Raw genomic sequence first — 14,339 nt, 5'->3', positions numbered from 1 at the left:
CCAGACCTTCTCTGGCCGGCACCCTCGCATCAGCGCCCGCGATAATCCTCACAGGCGATGCCGTCCCCGTCGCCATCCATATGCACGCCATAGCCCGGCTGGCCACGATGGAGCGGCGTTGCACCAGCAGCTCTCGCTTCACGGCAGCCACGATAAGACCAGCTTGATCCGGAAGACCCCACCGCCGCTGCCGATCGCACGCGCGGGGCGGATATCGCGCCGCCGCCGCTTGGCTGCTGCCGGTCCAGATCAGCGGCGGACATGGAGCGATCAATGCCGATCGTGTTGCGGGTCGGCCGCCATGGCTCGCTCGGCGCGGCCTGCGTGGTTGCCGCCGGCTCGCTGGCGAACTGGTGCGATGCGACCCCGCTTATGCCGCCGATCGCCACCGCTGCCAAGGCCGCCTTTATGGCAAAATTTCCCACTGTCATGCCGATCGGATAAGCCGATCAGGGTAAAGGATCGGTTGCCGCAAATATGACAAATGCCGTTCGGCTAAAGGAACATCCCGCCCTTCATCACCCGCCGCGCGCGCCCCTGCACCGGCACGCGATCGAACGGCGTATTGTCGGCCGATGCCGCCATCTTCGCCCGGTCCACGATCCACGGCGCATCGGAATCGACGAAGATCAGGTCCGCCGCACTGCCCGCCGCGAAGCTGCCCGCATCGACACCCAATATCCGCGCCGGATTGGCGCTCAGCAGCGTCATCAGCCGGCCCATCGAAACATGCCCGTCCCGCACCAGATTGAGCGAGAGCGCCAGCAGCGTCTCTGCCCCCGCCATGCCCGGCGACGCGTCTGCGAAGGGCAGGCGCTTGTCCTCCGGCCCGCGCGGATCATGGCTGGATGTGATGACGTCCACCGTTCCATCCGCCACCGCCGCCAGACTGGCCTGCCGGTCGCGCTCGTCCCGCAACGGCGGCGACAGCCGCGCAAAGGTCCGGAAATCGGTCGCCGCCTGATCGTTCAGGAACAGATAGGCTGGACTGATGCCGCACGTAACCTTCAGCCCCTCCGCCTTGGCGGCGCGGATCAGATCGAAGCCCGCCTTCGTCGTCACCAGTCGGAAATGGATCGCCGCGCCCGTTTCGCGCACCAGCATGATGTCGCGCGCGATCGCCAATGCCTCGGCGCAGGCCGGCGCGTGCGGCAGGCCCAGCCGCGTCGCCGTCTCGCCGCTGGTCGCCACTGCCTTGGCCGTCAGCCCGCTATCTTCGGCATGGGCGATCACCGTCAGGCCCAACCCGCTGGCATAGGACAATACCCGCAGCATCACGCCCGAATCGGCGATCCACTGGCGTCCGGTGCCGACCGCCTTCGCGCCCGCCATCTGCATCAGGCCCATTTCGGCCATTTCCTGGCCCAACAGGCCGCGCGTCGCCGCTGCGATCGGGTGGACCCAGAAATCGGGCTTGCCCGCCCGCGTCGCCTGGCGGATCAGCCCCACCTCGTCCAGCGGCGCGCGCTGGTCGGGCATCAACGCCGCGCGCGTGATGCCGCCGAAATGAAAGGCCGGCTTGTCGGTCGCGAACACGCCCAGATCGATGAGGCCCGGCGCCACGACCAGCCCGCCCGCATCGACGCTTTGCGCATCGTCCGGCACCGCGACATCGCCGGCCGCGACGATCCAGTCGCCCTCGATCAGCACGGTGCCGGGAAGGGGCGCGTCGCCCGTGGGGTCGGCCAGCTTGCCGTTGATGATGGCGATCTTGCTCATGCCCAACCCGCTTTCCTTGTTGGTCGGGATGGTCATGCCCATCCCTCCACGCCGCGCGCACTGCGCGTCAGCACGTCCAGGCACGCCATGCGCACCGCTACGCCCATCGCCACCTGCTCGGTAATGGCGGAGCGCTCCGGATGATCGGCCACCGAACTGCTGATCTCCACGCCCCGGTTCATCGGGCCGGGGTGCATCACCAGCGCATCGGGCTTGGCCAGCGCCAGCCGCTCCGGCGTCAGCCCGTACAGCGCATGATATTCACGCGGGGAGGGGATGAAAGCCCCGTCCATCCGCTCATTCTGGAGCCGCAGCATCATGACGACATCCGCGCCATCCAGCCCCTCGTCCATCCGCGTAAAGGGCGTCGCCCCCAGCATTTCCACCTCGGGCGGCAGCAGGGTCGGCGGGGCCACCGCGCGCACCTGCGCACCCAGCGCGGCCAGGCACAGCATGTTCGATCGCGCCACCCGGCTATGCAGCACGTCGCCGCAGATCGCGACGACCAGCCCGGCAAAACTGCCCTTGCGCCGACGGATGGTCAGCGCGTCGAGCAGGGCTTGCGTGGGATGCTGATGCCAGCCATCGCCCGCGTTCAGCACCGGACAATCCACCTTGTCCGCGATCAGCCGCACGGCGCCCGAACTGGCATGGCGGATCACGATCACGTCGGCGGCCATGGCATTCAATGTCATCGCCGTGTCGATCAGCGTCTCGCCCTTCTTCACGCTCGACGTCGCGGCGGCCATATTGACCACGTCCGCGCCCAGCCGCTTCCCCGCAATCTCGAACGACAGCAAAGTGCGCGTGCTATTCTCGAAAAAGGCGTTGATCTGGGTCATCCCGGCCAGCCGCCCGTCATGCTTGCGCGCCTGGCCCTTGTTCGCCTGCGCCCAATGTTCCGCCTCATCCAGCAGGAAACGGATTTCCCAGGGCTTCAAGTCCGCGATGGACAGAAGATGCCTGTGCGGAAACAACGCCCGGCCGGTCAGCTCGGGTGTGGCGTCAGGTATGAAGATATCGGGCATGAGCCGGGTCTTTAGGGGAGGCTGGAGGGGAGGGCAAGGCGTCGTTGGCGCACTTATCCCCGCCCGCGCCATTTCCCGATCAGCGTCCCGTCCCGCAACACCTCCCGCGCCGCATTATGCCCCGGCGCCCCGGTCACGCCGCCACCCGGATGCGTCCCCGCGCCGCACATATAAAGGCCCTTCACCGGCCCGCGATAGGCGCCATGGCCCAGCACCGGCCGCGCCGCCCACATCTGGTCCAGCGTCAGATTGCCGTGCATGATGTCGCCACCGATCAGCCCGAACTTGCGCTCCAGGTCGAGCGGCGAATGAATCTGCCGCGCGATAACGCTCTTGGCAAAGCCCGGCGCATGCGCGTCCACCGTCGCGATGATATGGTCCGCTGCCGCCTCACGCTCGTCGTCCCACGAACGCCCGTCCGGCAGTTCCGGCGCGAATTGCTGGCAGAACAGGCTGGCGACATGGCACCCCTCTGGCGCCAATGTATCGTCTATGGTCGACGGGATGAGCATTTCCACGATCGGTGCCTTCGACCAGCCATCGCGCTTCGCGTCCATGAACGCCCGGTCCATATAGTCCAGAGTCGGCGCGATGATGATGCCGGACTGGTGATGTTCGCCCACGCCGGGCAGGCAGGTGAAATCGGGCAGGGCGGACAGCGCCACATTCATGCGGAACGTACCCGACCCGGCCTTGAACGCCTTGATCCGCTTCACAAAATCGGCGGGCAGGTCGGCCGGGGCCATCATCCGCTCATAGAGCAATTTCGGCCCGACATTGGCGATCACCGCGCCGCCCATCACTTCCTCGCCGCTCTCAAGCTGCACGCCCACCGCACGCGCGCCATCGACCAGCACCGTCTCGACCGGCGCCTCCAGGCTGATCTCCACGCCCATCGCGGTGACGACCTGCGCCATGATCTGCGTGATCGCACCCATGCCGCCGACGCTATGGCCCCATGCGCCCTTCTTGCCGTTCACCTCGCCGAACACATGGTGCAACAATACATAGGCGCTGCCCGGCGCATCGGGGCTGGCATAGTTGCCGACCACCGCGTCGAAACCGAACGCCGCCTTCACCGCATCGCTCTCGAACCAGCTGTCCAGGAACGTGCGCGCCGACTTGGTGAACAGGTCCAGCACATCGCGCTGCTGCTCCAGCCCCAGCCCCGCGACCCGCCGCCCCTGTTTCAGCGCTTCGACGATCATGCTCAGCCCGTCGCCGACATTGGGCGGGCTTTTCAGCACCAGATCGCGCAGCACATCGGCCACCACCTCCAGCGCATCATAATAAGCCGGCAGCGCGTCGGCATCATGCGCGCTATACTTGCGAAATTCGGCCTGCGTCTTCTCCAGCCCGCCGCCCAGCTTCAGATAGCCGCCATCGGGCTGGGGCAGGAAATTGCTGATCGGCCGCTCGATCACGCGATAGCCATGATCCGCCAGCTGCATGTCGCGGATGACCTTGGGGTTGAGCAGGCTGACCGTGTAGCTGGCGGTCGAATTGCGGAAGCCGGGATGGAATTCCTCCGTCACCGCCGCGCCGCCGACGACATCGCGCCGCTCCAGGATGCGGACCTTATAGCCCGCCCGCGCCAGGTAGAAGGCGCAGACCAGGCCATTATGCCCGCCGCCGATGATGACTGCGTCGTAGGATCTGCTCATGCCCTGCTGCTCCACCCCATCGCCGGCGCGCGATGTGACCGCGCCTCTGGAATAACCTCACGCACCCGCCCGCAAAAATGCCGGAGCGCCACTTCCTGCTCGCTCAAGGGGCCGACGGTGAAGCTGGCCGACGCCATCCCCGCCTGCACCCGCCCGACCAATTCCGTATCCTCGGCATTGACCTGCCGGTTGATCCGCCAATTCAGATATCGCGCGGCCTTCATCTCCCGACACCATTGTTCAGGCATATTGGCATCGGGCAGGGCATAGCTGATCTCCCGGATCAGCGTCTGCGTCGGCGACACCGGCAGCCAGGCCATGAAGTCCACCTGATCGGGATAGATGTCGAAGGCGAAATTGGGCCACAGCTTATAATAGGTCCACAGCCGCTGCCGCTCCGCCGGCAGATGCGGCACAGGCGGGAGAAAATGCTGATAGGCCCGCTCGGACAGATTGGCCGAAGGGCGATCGATAATCGGCCCCCACATCTTGTCGGCATGGGCGGATGCTTCCACCCCATAGCCATCACCCATCAGCCGTTTCAGCCCCGGATGCGCAACTGCGATATGCAGCCCGTCCGAATAATTGTCGCCGATATTCTTCCAGTTCACAGGCCGCGGCCGCAACGTCACCCGCCCCAGCGCCCGCATGTCCGCGAACCGATAGAGCGCCACCTCCGCTTCATAGGGCGCCATCATCTGCGCCACCGACGGCCCGCCATCGTCCACCAGCCGCACGAACAGAAAGCCCTGCCAGCTATCTACCTCGACGGGCGCCAGCCCATGATCCGCGACCGCGAAGGCTGCGCCATAGCTGGCCTTCATCGGCACGCCCGACAGCCGGCCATCCTGTTCGTAGGTCCAGCCATGATAGGGGCAGACCAGCTTCTTCGCGCAGCCGCTGACGTCATTGACGATGCGCGCCCCGCGATGACGGCAGACATTGGTAAAGGCGCGCACGACACCATCGTCACCGCGCATCACGATCACGCTTTCGCCGATATAGTCGAGCGTGTGGAAATCGCCGGGGGCAGGGATGTCGCTCTCATGGCAAATGATCTGCCAGGACGGGCGAAAGATGCGCTCTACCTCCACCCCGAAAAATTCGGCGTCGGCATAGGTCCAGGCCGGCAGGCTCCATCCTGCGTCGGGATCATTCCCGGCATATTCCCCTTGCATCACAGACCACGCCCCCCGGCATCGTTATTTTTACGTGCGTATAACAGTCTTTCGCATAAGTCGATTCACCTGTCTCAGTCGCTGTCTCAATCCGCGACCGGATCACCCTCCACCTGCGCGCCATAACGCCTTGCCAACCAGGCGCAGGCCATCAGCTGGATCTGGTGAAACAGCATGATGGGCAACAGGATCGGCCCGACCGCCGCCGCCGGGAACAGCACGCCTGCGATCGGCACGCCCGACGCCAGGCTCTTCTTGGACCCGCAAAATTGCAGCACGATCGCATCTTCCCGCGACAGGCCCAGCATCCGCCCCACGATCAGGGTGAAGAGCAGGATTACGATCAACATGGCGATGCACAGCCCCGCCAGCACCGCCAATTCTTCGCTCGACACCTTGGCCCACAGCCCTTCGACCACGGCGGCGGAGAAAGCGGCATAGACCACCAGCAGGATCGATCCCCGATCGACCCGGCCGATCATCGCCTTATGCCGTGCCACAAATCCCCCAATCCATGGCCGCAGCAAATGGCCGACGACGAAGGGCAGCAATAATTGCAGCACGATCCCCTCGGCCGACGACAGCGAAATCAGGCTGCCGCTCCCGCTCCTCTGCATCAGCAGCGCGACGAGCACCGGCGTCAGGAAAATGCCGAGCAGGTTGGAGAAGGAGGCGCTGACCACCGCAGCGGCGACATTGCCCCGCGCGATCGCGGTAAAGGCGATCGACGATTGCACCGTGGACGGCAGCAGCGTCAGGAACAGCAGTCCCGCGCGCATATCCTGCGGCACGAATCCGAATCGCCCGATCAGCAAACCCAGCAGCGGGAAGGCGGCAAAGGTCGTGGCCAATGTCGCCAGATGGAGTTTCCACGCTTTGGCCCCATCCCAGATCGCCTCGCGCGACAATTTCGCACCATGCAGGAAAAAAAGCAGCACGATGCCCGCATCGGCAACCCAATCCGCGATCCGCGCGCCTTCGCCCCGCGCCGGCAGGATGGACGCTAGGGCAACGGTGGCGATCAGCAGCAGCAGGAACGGGTCGAGGGCTTGGCGCAGGCGGTTCATGCATGTTTCCGGCAGAAGGAAGGATTGCGGCGGGGGATAGACGCGGCGCTCGACCTGCGCCAACAATTTCCCCTTGGATGGATGCAAGGAGAGGCTGGCCATGAGCGAGCATATCGCGATCACGCAAAATCAGGGCGTCGTGGAAATCATGATCGACCGCGCTGACAAGAAAAATGCTCTGACCGCGCCCATGTATCGCGCCATGACGGACGCGCTGGCGGATGCCGCCGCGTGCCAGGACATCGGCGCCGTGCTGATCGCAGGGCAGGGGGATGCCTTTTGCGCCGGCAATGATCTCAAGGATTTCATGGCCGGGCCAGAGGGCGGGGCCGCCGCCTTCGACTTCATCCGCGCCATCGCCGCCTTCGACAAGCCATTGGTCGCCGCCGTTCAGGGGCAGGCCGTGGGCGTTGGCACGACCATGCTCTTCCACTGCGACCTCGTCTATGCCGCGCCCGACGCGCGTTTCGTCATGCCCTTCGTCAATCTGGGGATCGTGCCGGAGGCCGGCTCCAGCCTGCTCGCGCCCGCCATATTGGGTCATGCTAAGGCGGCGGCGATGCTATTGCTGGGCGAACCGCTGGATGCGGAGGGCGCCGATCGGGCCGGCATGATCACGGCGATCGTCCCGGCGGACGGCCTGCTCGTCCATGCGCGTGCGAAGGCGGCGGCATTGATGGCCAAGCCGCCCCAGGCCTTGCTCGCCACCCGCCGCCTGATGAAGGGCGATCCCGCCATACTCATTGCCCGGATCGAGGAGGAAGCGCGCCTGTTTCGCGCGGCTCTGTCTTCATCAGAAGCGCAGGAAGCCTTCGCCGCCTTCTTCGAAAAGCGCGCGCCGGTTTTCAGGCGCGGCTAATAGCAAGATGCGGTGAGGGTGCCTTACCGAAGCGTTCCCCGGCGAAGGCCGGGGCCCAGTTCCAGGTTCCCGGCTGGACCCCGGCCTTCGCCGGGGAACATAAAGCTATAGATCCACATCATTACTTACCGGCATAAGGCCCAGCCTTGTCCTTTTCGAGCGTCGTCGAGAAGCGGGTAGGCAGAAGGAAATGGCAGAAGAAAAGCCTGTCCTACAGGGCGGCGCTTGCGTTACGCCGATGCCGGTTCTTTCCCAGCGTCGGCTTCCTCGGATTTTTTCTTCCGCCCGAACTGCATTTCGCTGACGATCACCGCCGCGACGATCAATATGCCGCCCATCAGCGCCGTGGGCGGCAACCGCTCACCCGCGATCCGGCCGATGATTCCGGCCCACACCGGCTCGCCGGCATAGATCAACGTCGCGCGCGTCGGCGAAACGGTACGCTGCGCCCAGTTCATCACGAACTGGATCAGCGCCGTCATCGCGCCCAGCCCGCAGGCGCTCAGCCCCACGGTCCAGCTGAGCGGCGGCACCTGCTCACCCACCGCGCCCATGCAGGCAAAGGCCAGCAGCGACGTCACCGCCAACTGCACCAATGTCACCCGCGCGACATTCACCTTGCCCGCCCACAGGCTGATGAAGATGATCTCCAGCGCGATCGCCACCGTGCTGATCAGGGTCAGCGCCTCGCCCTTGCCCAGCGCCAGTCCATCCTTGGGCGCTGCCACCAGCATCAACCCGATAAAGGCCAACGCCACGCCGATCCAGCTGGTCAGGCGCGGTCGCCGCCGCAAGATGATCCACTGCATGATCGGCACCAGCGGCACATAGGCGGCGGTGATGAAGGCGGACGTGCTGTTGCTGATCGTCTGCAATCCCCAGGTCTGGAGCGAGTAGCCGACGAAAATGCCCAGCCCGATCATCAGGCCTGCCAGCAACTCCTTGCCCGTCAGCCCGCGCAGCACCGGCAGCGCCAGCGGCAGAGCGATCAGCGCCGCCGTGCCGAAGCGCAGTCCGACGAAGAAGAAAGGCCCCGTTTCCTGCATCGCATGATGGACGATCAGGAACGTCCCGCCCCAAAGGACGGTCACGCCGATCAGCGCAAGTTCGGGGCGGCCGATCATCAGGCGCGGAGAGTCGGGCTTGTCGGGGGCGTCATTGTGCAACATAATGCACATCGCCCTATGAGTAATATATTGCACAGTCAAGATCGGCCGACGGAACGCCGCCCCGATGTTCTCGCCCATGTCGCCGGCAATGTTCGCGCGCTCCGCGCCGAACGCGGCCTCAGTCAGGATGGGCTGGCGACGGCGGCGGATGTCAGTCGCCGCATGATCTCCGGCATCGAAAGCGGGGAGGCGAATGTCAGCCTCTCGACGCTGGACCGGCTGGCGGCGGCGCTGGGCGTCAGCTTCTCCCGCCTCGTCCGTCCACCCGAAATGCCGGACAACAGCCGAATCGACAGTCTCGCCTGGCGCGGGCCAAGCCCGGACAGCCGCGCTACCTTGCTCGGCACCGTCCCCGCCGCGCGGGAGGCGGAATTATGGACATGGTCGCTGGGGGTAGGGGAGGTCTATCCGGCCGAAGCCGACGCCGCCAATTGGCATGAAATGCTCTATGTGATGGACGGCGTGCTGACCGTGGAGCGGGAGGGCGCTGCTCCCAAACGAGTGGAAAGGGGCGACTTCCTGATCTTCACCAGCGATCGCCCCTATCTCTTCGCCAACCGCGAAACCGAACCGGTCCGCTTCGTCAGGAATGTGGTGTTTTAGGCGTCAGTCGCGAAAAGTCCGTTCGCCCTGAGCTTGTCTAAGCCTGTCCTGAGCGACTGCCGCAGGCGGGCAGTCGAAGGGGGCCGTCATTCCTTCTTCAGGTCGTTCCCGGCCTTTTCCAGCGTCGTACCGACATCATGCTTGGCCTCGCCTGCCTCGCGCTTGGCATCGGCCGCCGCATTGTCGCTCGCCGCGCCGATCCGTTCGGCGCCATTGTCGATCGCATGGCCGGCATGATCCAGCCCGTTGTCGATCTTGGCGCCTGCATCATCGACGGCATTGCTCACGTCATTGCCGATCGCCGATCCGGCATTTTCCAGATTGGTCTGCGCCTTTTCCGAGCAGGCGGACAGGCCGGCGACGCTCAAAACCGCGACCGCGGCGAGTAGGGATGTGCGCATGGTGGCTCCTCTTGCCATTGAATAGTGCCTGTCTAAGCGCAGAAAGCGGCAGAAGGTTTCGCAGCCGTGTCGTTTATCCGCTGCGCAGGCCGAATACCATCGATCGGTCGGCTTCGGGAATCAGGCCCTCCAGCACGCGCCAGAATCCCGTCACCGATCCCTGGCCCGCCTGTGCATAGGCGGTCGCCATCTTCTCGCGCAGGGCACGGAACAGTTCCGCTTCCAGCGCCTTGCCCGCCGGGCTGAGCCGCAACAATTTCTGCCTGCGATCGCTCGCACCGGTGCGAGTCTCGATATAGCCCTGTTCGACCAGGTCGTTCAGCACGCGCCCCAGCGATTGTTTGGTGATGGCCAGCAGGCGCAGGAGATCCTTGACCGTCAGGTCCGGCTGGCGGGAAATGAAATAAAGCGCCCGGTGATGCGCGCGCCCCAGCCCCTGCGCCGCCAGCCCCTCGTCGATCGATCGGGTGAGGGCGGAATAGCCGAAATACAGCATCTCGATCCCGCGCCGGATCTCGTCCTCGCGCAGGAAGAGCGGCGAGGCAGGCGATATCTGCGTGGCGGAGGGGTTGGAAACCGACATGAAGGGCTGTGATCCGGCAAAAGGGCTACGCGCATATTGGCGTCATCAAACTATCATGACTAGGCTTTCCTTTCACGAATGACACGTTATATGGCGTCCCCGCGCCGGCATGATGTTCGGCGCTGCTGGGGCGTCGCCAAGCGGTAAGGCAGCGGCTTTTGATGCCGCCATGCGCAGGTTCGAATCCTGCCGCCCCAGCCAGTTTCACCTTAAATGCCTGAATTTGCTGGCCTAACTTAAATGGCCAGCCAAAATTGTGCACCTGAGTGTGCCAACACGCTGGCCGGAAGGCTGAGCATGGCATCTCTGCAGCACGTATATCGACGCGGTCACATTTTCTGGTGGCGCCGGGTCCATCGCATTTCCGGTGGCAGGCCTCTCGATATCAGGATATCCTTGAGAACGTCGGATCGGTCGAAGGCGCGGAACTGGGGAGCTGCGCTGGCCGGGGCGACCGGGGGTGTGCTTACGATGTTGAATGAGAAGATCCGCACGGTGGGGGCCGTGCCGGCTGAGGACGATCTGCAGGCCATGGCACGCAGCCTCTACGAGGAATTGCTAGCCGATCTCTGTTCCCAACAACGCGCGGCGCCTTACGATGCTGAGGCGCATAGCGCCGCCAACCTCGCTTTCGTCGATTACTACCAGCGTCTGACCAGCCTCGGCGGCCATATGTCGCTTCTTCCTGACGAAGAACTCCGGCTTGCCACCGAACTGGGATGGGACGAGCAGCGGCTCGCCGACCTTCGTGCAATCATCCGGTTGCGGGAGGAGAAAGGCATCACGCAGCTCCAGCCCCAGGCTCTTGACCAGGAATTGCGGCGGCGCGGCTATGAGCCGAACGATCGCCTCCGCTGGATGCTGGAACTCGCTGTCTATCCGCATTTTCGCGACGCCCATATCGAAGCCGAGATCGCGCTTCAAGAAGCAATCGCGCCAATTGAGGATGTCCAGTATCCCGCTGAAACCGGTGCGCCATCGGTAGGGTTGGATACGGCAGCCACGGGGGTGAAGTCTGGCCCACTGCTGTGCGATTTTGTCGAGCAAGCCATAACCGACCTCGTTGCCGAGGAGACTTGGGACATCAAATCCGCCCGCCAGGCGCGCAGCAGCGCCGCCCTGTTCGAACTGCTGGTCGGCCAGAAGCCCTTCGAAACGTACACGCAAGCCGACTTTGCGAGTTTCAAGCGCAAGGTCGCTTACCTGCCGGCGCGCTATGACATGGGGTCGGACAAGAGCAGGGCGGCGCTCCTTCAAAGAATTGCGGATTTCGAGGCTGACGACAGCCTCCAGAAGGACAAGTTACAGCACCTTTCGGCGCGCACCCGCAACCGTCACATCTCCAGCCTGAAAGGTCTTTATCGCTGGGCCAGCAAGAATGGGATGGCGCTACCGGCAGTTAAGTTCAACGATCTTTTCATTGCGGTTTCGAAGGCAAAGCGCGCTCGCAGCCTGCGCCCTGCCACACCAGCCGACGACGTCGGAAAGTTGTTCGCGCTGCCGGTTTTCACCGGCTGCCAGCCGCATTCAGGTGGGACCGGTCAGAAGGTCTTGGGCGCCCGCTTCACACCCGGTGATGCGATAGTGCATGACGCATTCTACTGGTGCCCCCTCCTGCTGCATTACACAGGTGCCAGGCGCGAGGAACTGTGCAAGCTTCGCCCCCGCGATATCAAAATCGAGAATGGCATCGCCTTCATCTGGATCGACTTCACGGAGACCGGACGAGTCAAGAATGACCACTCCGTTCGCCCGGTACCATTGCACAGTGAGTTGATTCGCCTCGGCTTTCTGGACTTCGCCCATGAATGTGGCCAACGCGGATACGACGCCCTGTTTCCAGAGTTACGCCCCACGAACGCTGTGCAGGGCTACGGAGACGTCTATTTCAAGAATGTCTGGTCTCACCTGAAAGCTCGTGGCGAAATGACGTCCGATGCGACGGTGCATGGTATGCGCCATCGCTTCTCGACAGATCTGAAGACGAAGAAGGTCTTCAGTGAATTCCGGCGGGATGTGATGGGGCACGCCGGGACCAACATCAACGAGGAGCGGTACAGCGACGCCGGCCCCCTCGAGGAGCTTCGAGCTGTTATAGAAGAACTGGCGTCAGCCACGGACCATCTTACGCCCGCTCCCATACTGTTGCCGCCGCCTGCCGTCCGCATCGCGCAACCGGCAAAAAGCCGCAAAAGTCGCGCAGCGTGACTGCCGGACCAAGGCATCTTTCCGGGGGAGCCAAAAGCTCCCCCGGCCCAGCCTGATTGCAATATCGATTCCATCAGTGCGGATGATCGGCTGCCTGAGCGTAACTATTCTGCTGCCACCAAATGGACGGAAACCTGATCGGTCACATCCACCCCATTGCGGACTAACTGACGCAAGTGCGATGCCGCACGATCAATGCCATTCAGCAGCCCCGCCGGCTTGCTGTCGCGCTGAACGATCTCGCTCGGTAGGATCTGGAAGTGGCCGCGCGTGCCTTCGCGAGGCAGCAGACGTGCCGACCGACTGCCAGACGCCATGGTTAGGCGGCAACCGCTGTGGATGTACACTGCCTCATCTCGAGCCGCGACCAGCGTAATGCCGAGCAATTCTGGCTCAGGCACCGTAAAATCGAACTCAAGGCAAACGATGTCAGCGTTGGCCTCTTTCGCTGTCAAAGCAATGTGGGTGGCAGAGGCTGGCGTTAGCGGGTCTGCGGCCATAATCGATAGGCTGGGGCCCATTTTCTTGTTGCCGAGGAGCATCTTGCTTACTGCCTCAACGTAACGGCGAGCGGTATCGAGGGCGGTGTCGGCGGTATTCATTCTGGTCTTCCTTCATTTTCATCCCCACCACGGGGATCGATTTCCACCTCCCTTCCATTCCAACCGGCAGCGGCTCCGCCGCGGCCGCGTGATTCACGAAAAACCCGGGCATGGTCGACGCCATGCCCGGGCTGGATACTACGCCGTTTAGGGCGCCTAATGCTTAAGCGGGATCACTCGCGATGTGCCGTCGCCACATCTCATCGATGACCGTCTGCCCGGAATCGCAAGTCAACTCGTCATCATACACACCGTATCGAAGGCCAAACCGGGTCGTCCGCGGAACGATCAGCAGATGACAGTGCGGCGGGTGCGGCGCACCTATCGAACCCGGCGCATGGAGAACCAGAACCGACGCAAGGCCACGTTCGCGCGCGATTAGCCGGGCGAAGTCACGGCATCGTTCCCACCCCATGTGCAGTCGGTCGTCGTTCTCGAAAGGCAGGGTGAGATAGACCAGCAATGCTTTCTCATGCGCGACGGCGTGTTCATCCATCCGGGTCAGGATGGTTTCTGCATCAACCAGGCTATCGTCAGTGCCCGGCGGAAGAACAACATCTATGCGCTCTGCGGTCGTGCGCCACGGCGAGGACAGCGGATCACCAGCGGGGGCGATCGGCTGCATCTTGCGCCGTCCGAATTCGGCAGCGTTATTCAGTCTGTCGGCATATGTTCGCCTAAGGACGCCGAACACGATGCCCGTTTCACTGGTGCCCAACGGATTTGTATAAAGCCAAGTCAGCGGATCGCCCTCATCGGCAATGATGGCCTTGGCGTGTACGGGAACCAGAGCCCGCTTGACCGCTATGCGCGCGGGCTTTGTGCGGGCAGCCATCACAATGCCCTCCCGCGGCTGACGATTCGGACGATTTCCGAGGCCGCGCGGCTGGTGCAATCACACCTTTCATCCCATGTTACGAACGGCGGCGTCGTTGTAAGGGCCAACCCATCTGTCCGAATTTGCAAGAATGGCCCAAGGCCTTGAACGTACCAGCGGCCTCCAACAGCAGGCTATGAGCTTGTCGCCTAAAACCGTCGGCCAGTCCAAGGGGCGGCCGTCGGAATTCGATACTCCGACGCAGCAGGCAAAGGATCGTGGTCGCGACGAGCGACACTGACAACTGGTAACGACGGTGGGTTCAACGGGTGGCGGCAACACTTTAATCTTTTGAGTAAGATGGAGTGTCACGATGAAGCAGCGTCGTCGGATATATTACACGGCCAGCCAGCGAGCGGAGATATGGGATCGTTGGCAGCG

Annotated in this window: 14 protein-coding genes and 1 tRNA gene; 4 read left to right on the top strand and 11 right to left on the bottom strand. The window is 63.6% G+C overall.

The genetic code is table 11. From position 1 onward, the window contains the following. Positions 1-29: 29 nt before the first annotated feature. From F4U94_RS24995 to F4U94_RS12545, 6 genes are all read right to left on the bottom strand, one after another. Complete coding sequence (locus F4U94_RS24995; RefSeq protein WP_249042047.1) at positions 30-431, bottom strand: excalibur calcium-binding domain-containing protein; 402 nt, start codon at positions 429-431, stop codon at positions 30-32. A 64-nt stretch (positions 432-495) separates the two neighbouring features. Further along, positions 496-1,719 carry a dihydroorotase gene (locus F4U94_RS12565; RefSeq protein ID WP_120252121.1) on the bottom strand — a complete coding sequence of 408 codons (1,224 nt, stop codon included), beginning with the start codon at positions 1,717-1,719 and terminating at the stop codon, positions 496-498. A gap of 32 nt (positions 1,720-1,751) precedes the next feature. Next, positions 1,752-2,747, bottom strand: a complete 996-nt coding sequence (locus F4U94_RS12560; protein ID WP_120250591.1) for an aspartate carbamoyltransferase catalytic subunit — start codon at positions 2,745-2,747, stop codon at positions 1,752-1,754. 53 nt (positions 2,748-2,800) lie between these two features. Beyond that, positions 2,801-4,411 carry a phytoene desaturase family protein gene (locus F4U94_RS12555; RefSeq protein WP_120250590.1) on the bottom strand — a complete coding sequence of 537 codons (1,611 nt, stop codon included), beginning with the start codon at positions 4,409-4,411 and terminating at the stop codon, positions 2,801-2,803. Continuing rightward, positions 4,408-5,589, bottom strand: a complete 1,182-nt coding sequence (locus tag F4U94_RS12550; RefSeq protein ID WP_120250589.1) for an aromatic ring-hydroxylating oxygenase subunit alpha — start codon at positions 5,587-5,589, stop codon at positions 4,408-4,410. Before F4U94_RS12550 ends, F4U94_RS12555 begins: the two co-directional genes overlap by 4 nt. Positions 5,590-5,675: 86 nt before the next feature. Continuing rightward, positions 5,676-6,656 (bottom strand): bile acid:sodium symporter family protein, encoded by a 981-nt coding sequence (locus tag F4U94_RS12545; RefSeq protein WP_120252120.1) that lies wholly within the window; start codon positions 6,654-6,656, stop codon positions 5,676-5,678. Positions 6,657-6,756: 100 nt separating this feature from the next. On the opposite strand from F4U94_RS12545, the gene F4U94_RS12540 reads away from it, so the two are divergent. Continuing rightward, positions 6,757-7,515, top strand: a complete 759-nt coding sequence (locus tag F4U94_RS12540; RefSeq protein WP_120250588.1) for an enoyl-CoA hydratase-related protein — start codon at positions 6,757-6,759, stop codon at positions 7,513-7,515. Between the two features lie 230 nt (positions 7,516-7,745). Here F4U94_RS12540 and F4U94_RS12535 read toward each other — a convergent pair whose 3' ends face one another. Continuing rightward, positions 7,746-8,684 carry a DMT family transporter gene (locus F4U94_RS12535; RefSeq protein WP_120250587.1) on the bottom strand — a complete coding sequence of 313 codons (939 nt, stop codon included), beginning with the start codon at positions 8,682-8,684 and terminating at the stop codon, positions 7,746-7,748. Positions 8,685-8,699: 15 nt separating this feature from the next. Here F4U94_RS12535 and F4U94_RS12530 point away from each other — a divergent pair, with 15 nt between their 5' ends. Beyond that, the gene (locus F4U94_RS12530; RefSeq protein ID WP_120250586.1) at positions 8,700-9,287 is read left to right on the top strand and encodes a helix-turn-helix domain-containing protein; all 588 of its coding nucleotides are present in this window, start codon (positions 8,700-8,702) and stop codon (positions 9,285-9,287) included. Between the two features lie 86 nt (positions 9,288-9,373). Here the strand turns inward: F4U94_RS12530 and F4U94_RS12525 are convergent, their stop codons facing one another. Further along, positions 9,374-9,688 (bottom strand): hypothetical protein, encoded by a 315-nt coding sequence (locus F4U94_RS12525; protein WP_120250585.1) that lies wholly within the window; start codon positions 9,686-9,688, stop codon positions 9,374-9,376. Positions 9,689-9,761: 73 nt separating this feature from the next. Further along, a complete protein-coding gene (locus tag F4U94_RS12520) occupies positions 9,762-10,271 on the bottom strand; it encodes a MarR family winged helix-turn-helix transcriptional regulator (RefSeq protein WP_120250584.1) in 510 nt (169 codons plus the stop codon). Between the two features lie 126 nt (positions 10,272-10,397). Here F4U94_RS12520 and F4U94_RS12515 point away from each other — a divergent pair. Both F4U94_RS12515 and F4U94_RS12510 read left to right on the top strand, forming a co-directional pair. Beyond that, positions 10,398-10,472: transfer RNA gene (locus F4U94_RS12515), tRNA-Gln, on the top strand. A gap of 270 nt (positions 10,473-10,742) precedes the next feature. Further along, the gene (locus tag F4U94_RS12510) at positions 10,743-12,479 is read left to right on the top strand and encodes a tyrosine-type recombinase/integrase (RefSeq protein ID WP_170271937.1); all 1,737 of its coding nucleotides are present in this window, start codon (positions 10,743-10,745) and stop codon (positions 12,477-12,479) included. 104 nt (positions 12,480-12,583) lie between these two features. Here the strand turns inward: F4U94_RS12510 and F4U94_RS12505 are convergent, their stop codons facing one another. Then, positions 12,584-13,081, bottom strand: coding sequence for a hypothetical protein (locus tag F4U94_RS12505; protein ID WP_120250582.1), 498 nt, complete (start codon positions 13,079-13,081; stop codon positions 12,584-12,586). 163 nt (positions 13,082-13,244) lie between these two features. Then, entirely contained in the window at positions 13,245-13,916 is a 672-nt protein-coding gene (locus F4U94_RS12500) for a hypothetical protein (protein WP_120250581.1), read from the bottom strand. Positions 13,917-14,339 lie beyond the last annotated feature (423 nt).

Origin of the sequence: Sphingobium limneticum (assembly GCF_008710155.1) — a bacterium.
In the GTDB taxonomy this organism is placed as follows: domain Bacteria; phylum Pseudomonadota; class Alphaproteobacteria; order Sphingomonadales; family Sphingomonadaceae; genus Sphingobium; species Sphingobium limneticum.
This window is presented reverse-complemented; position numbering and strand designations above follow the sequence as displayed.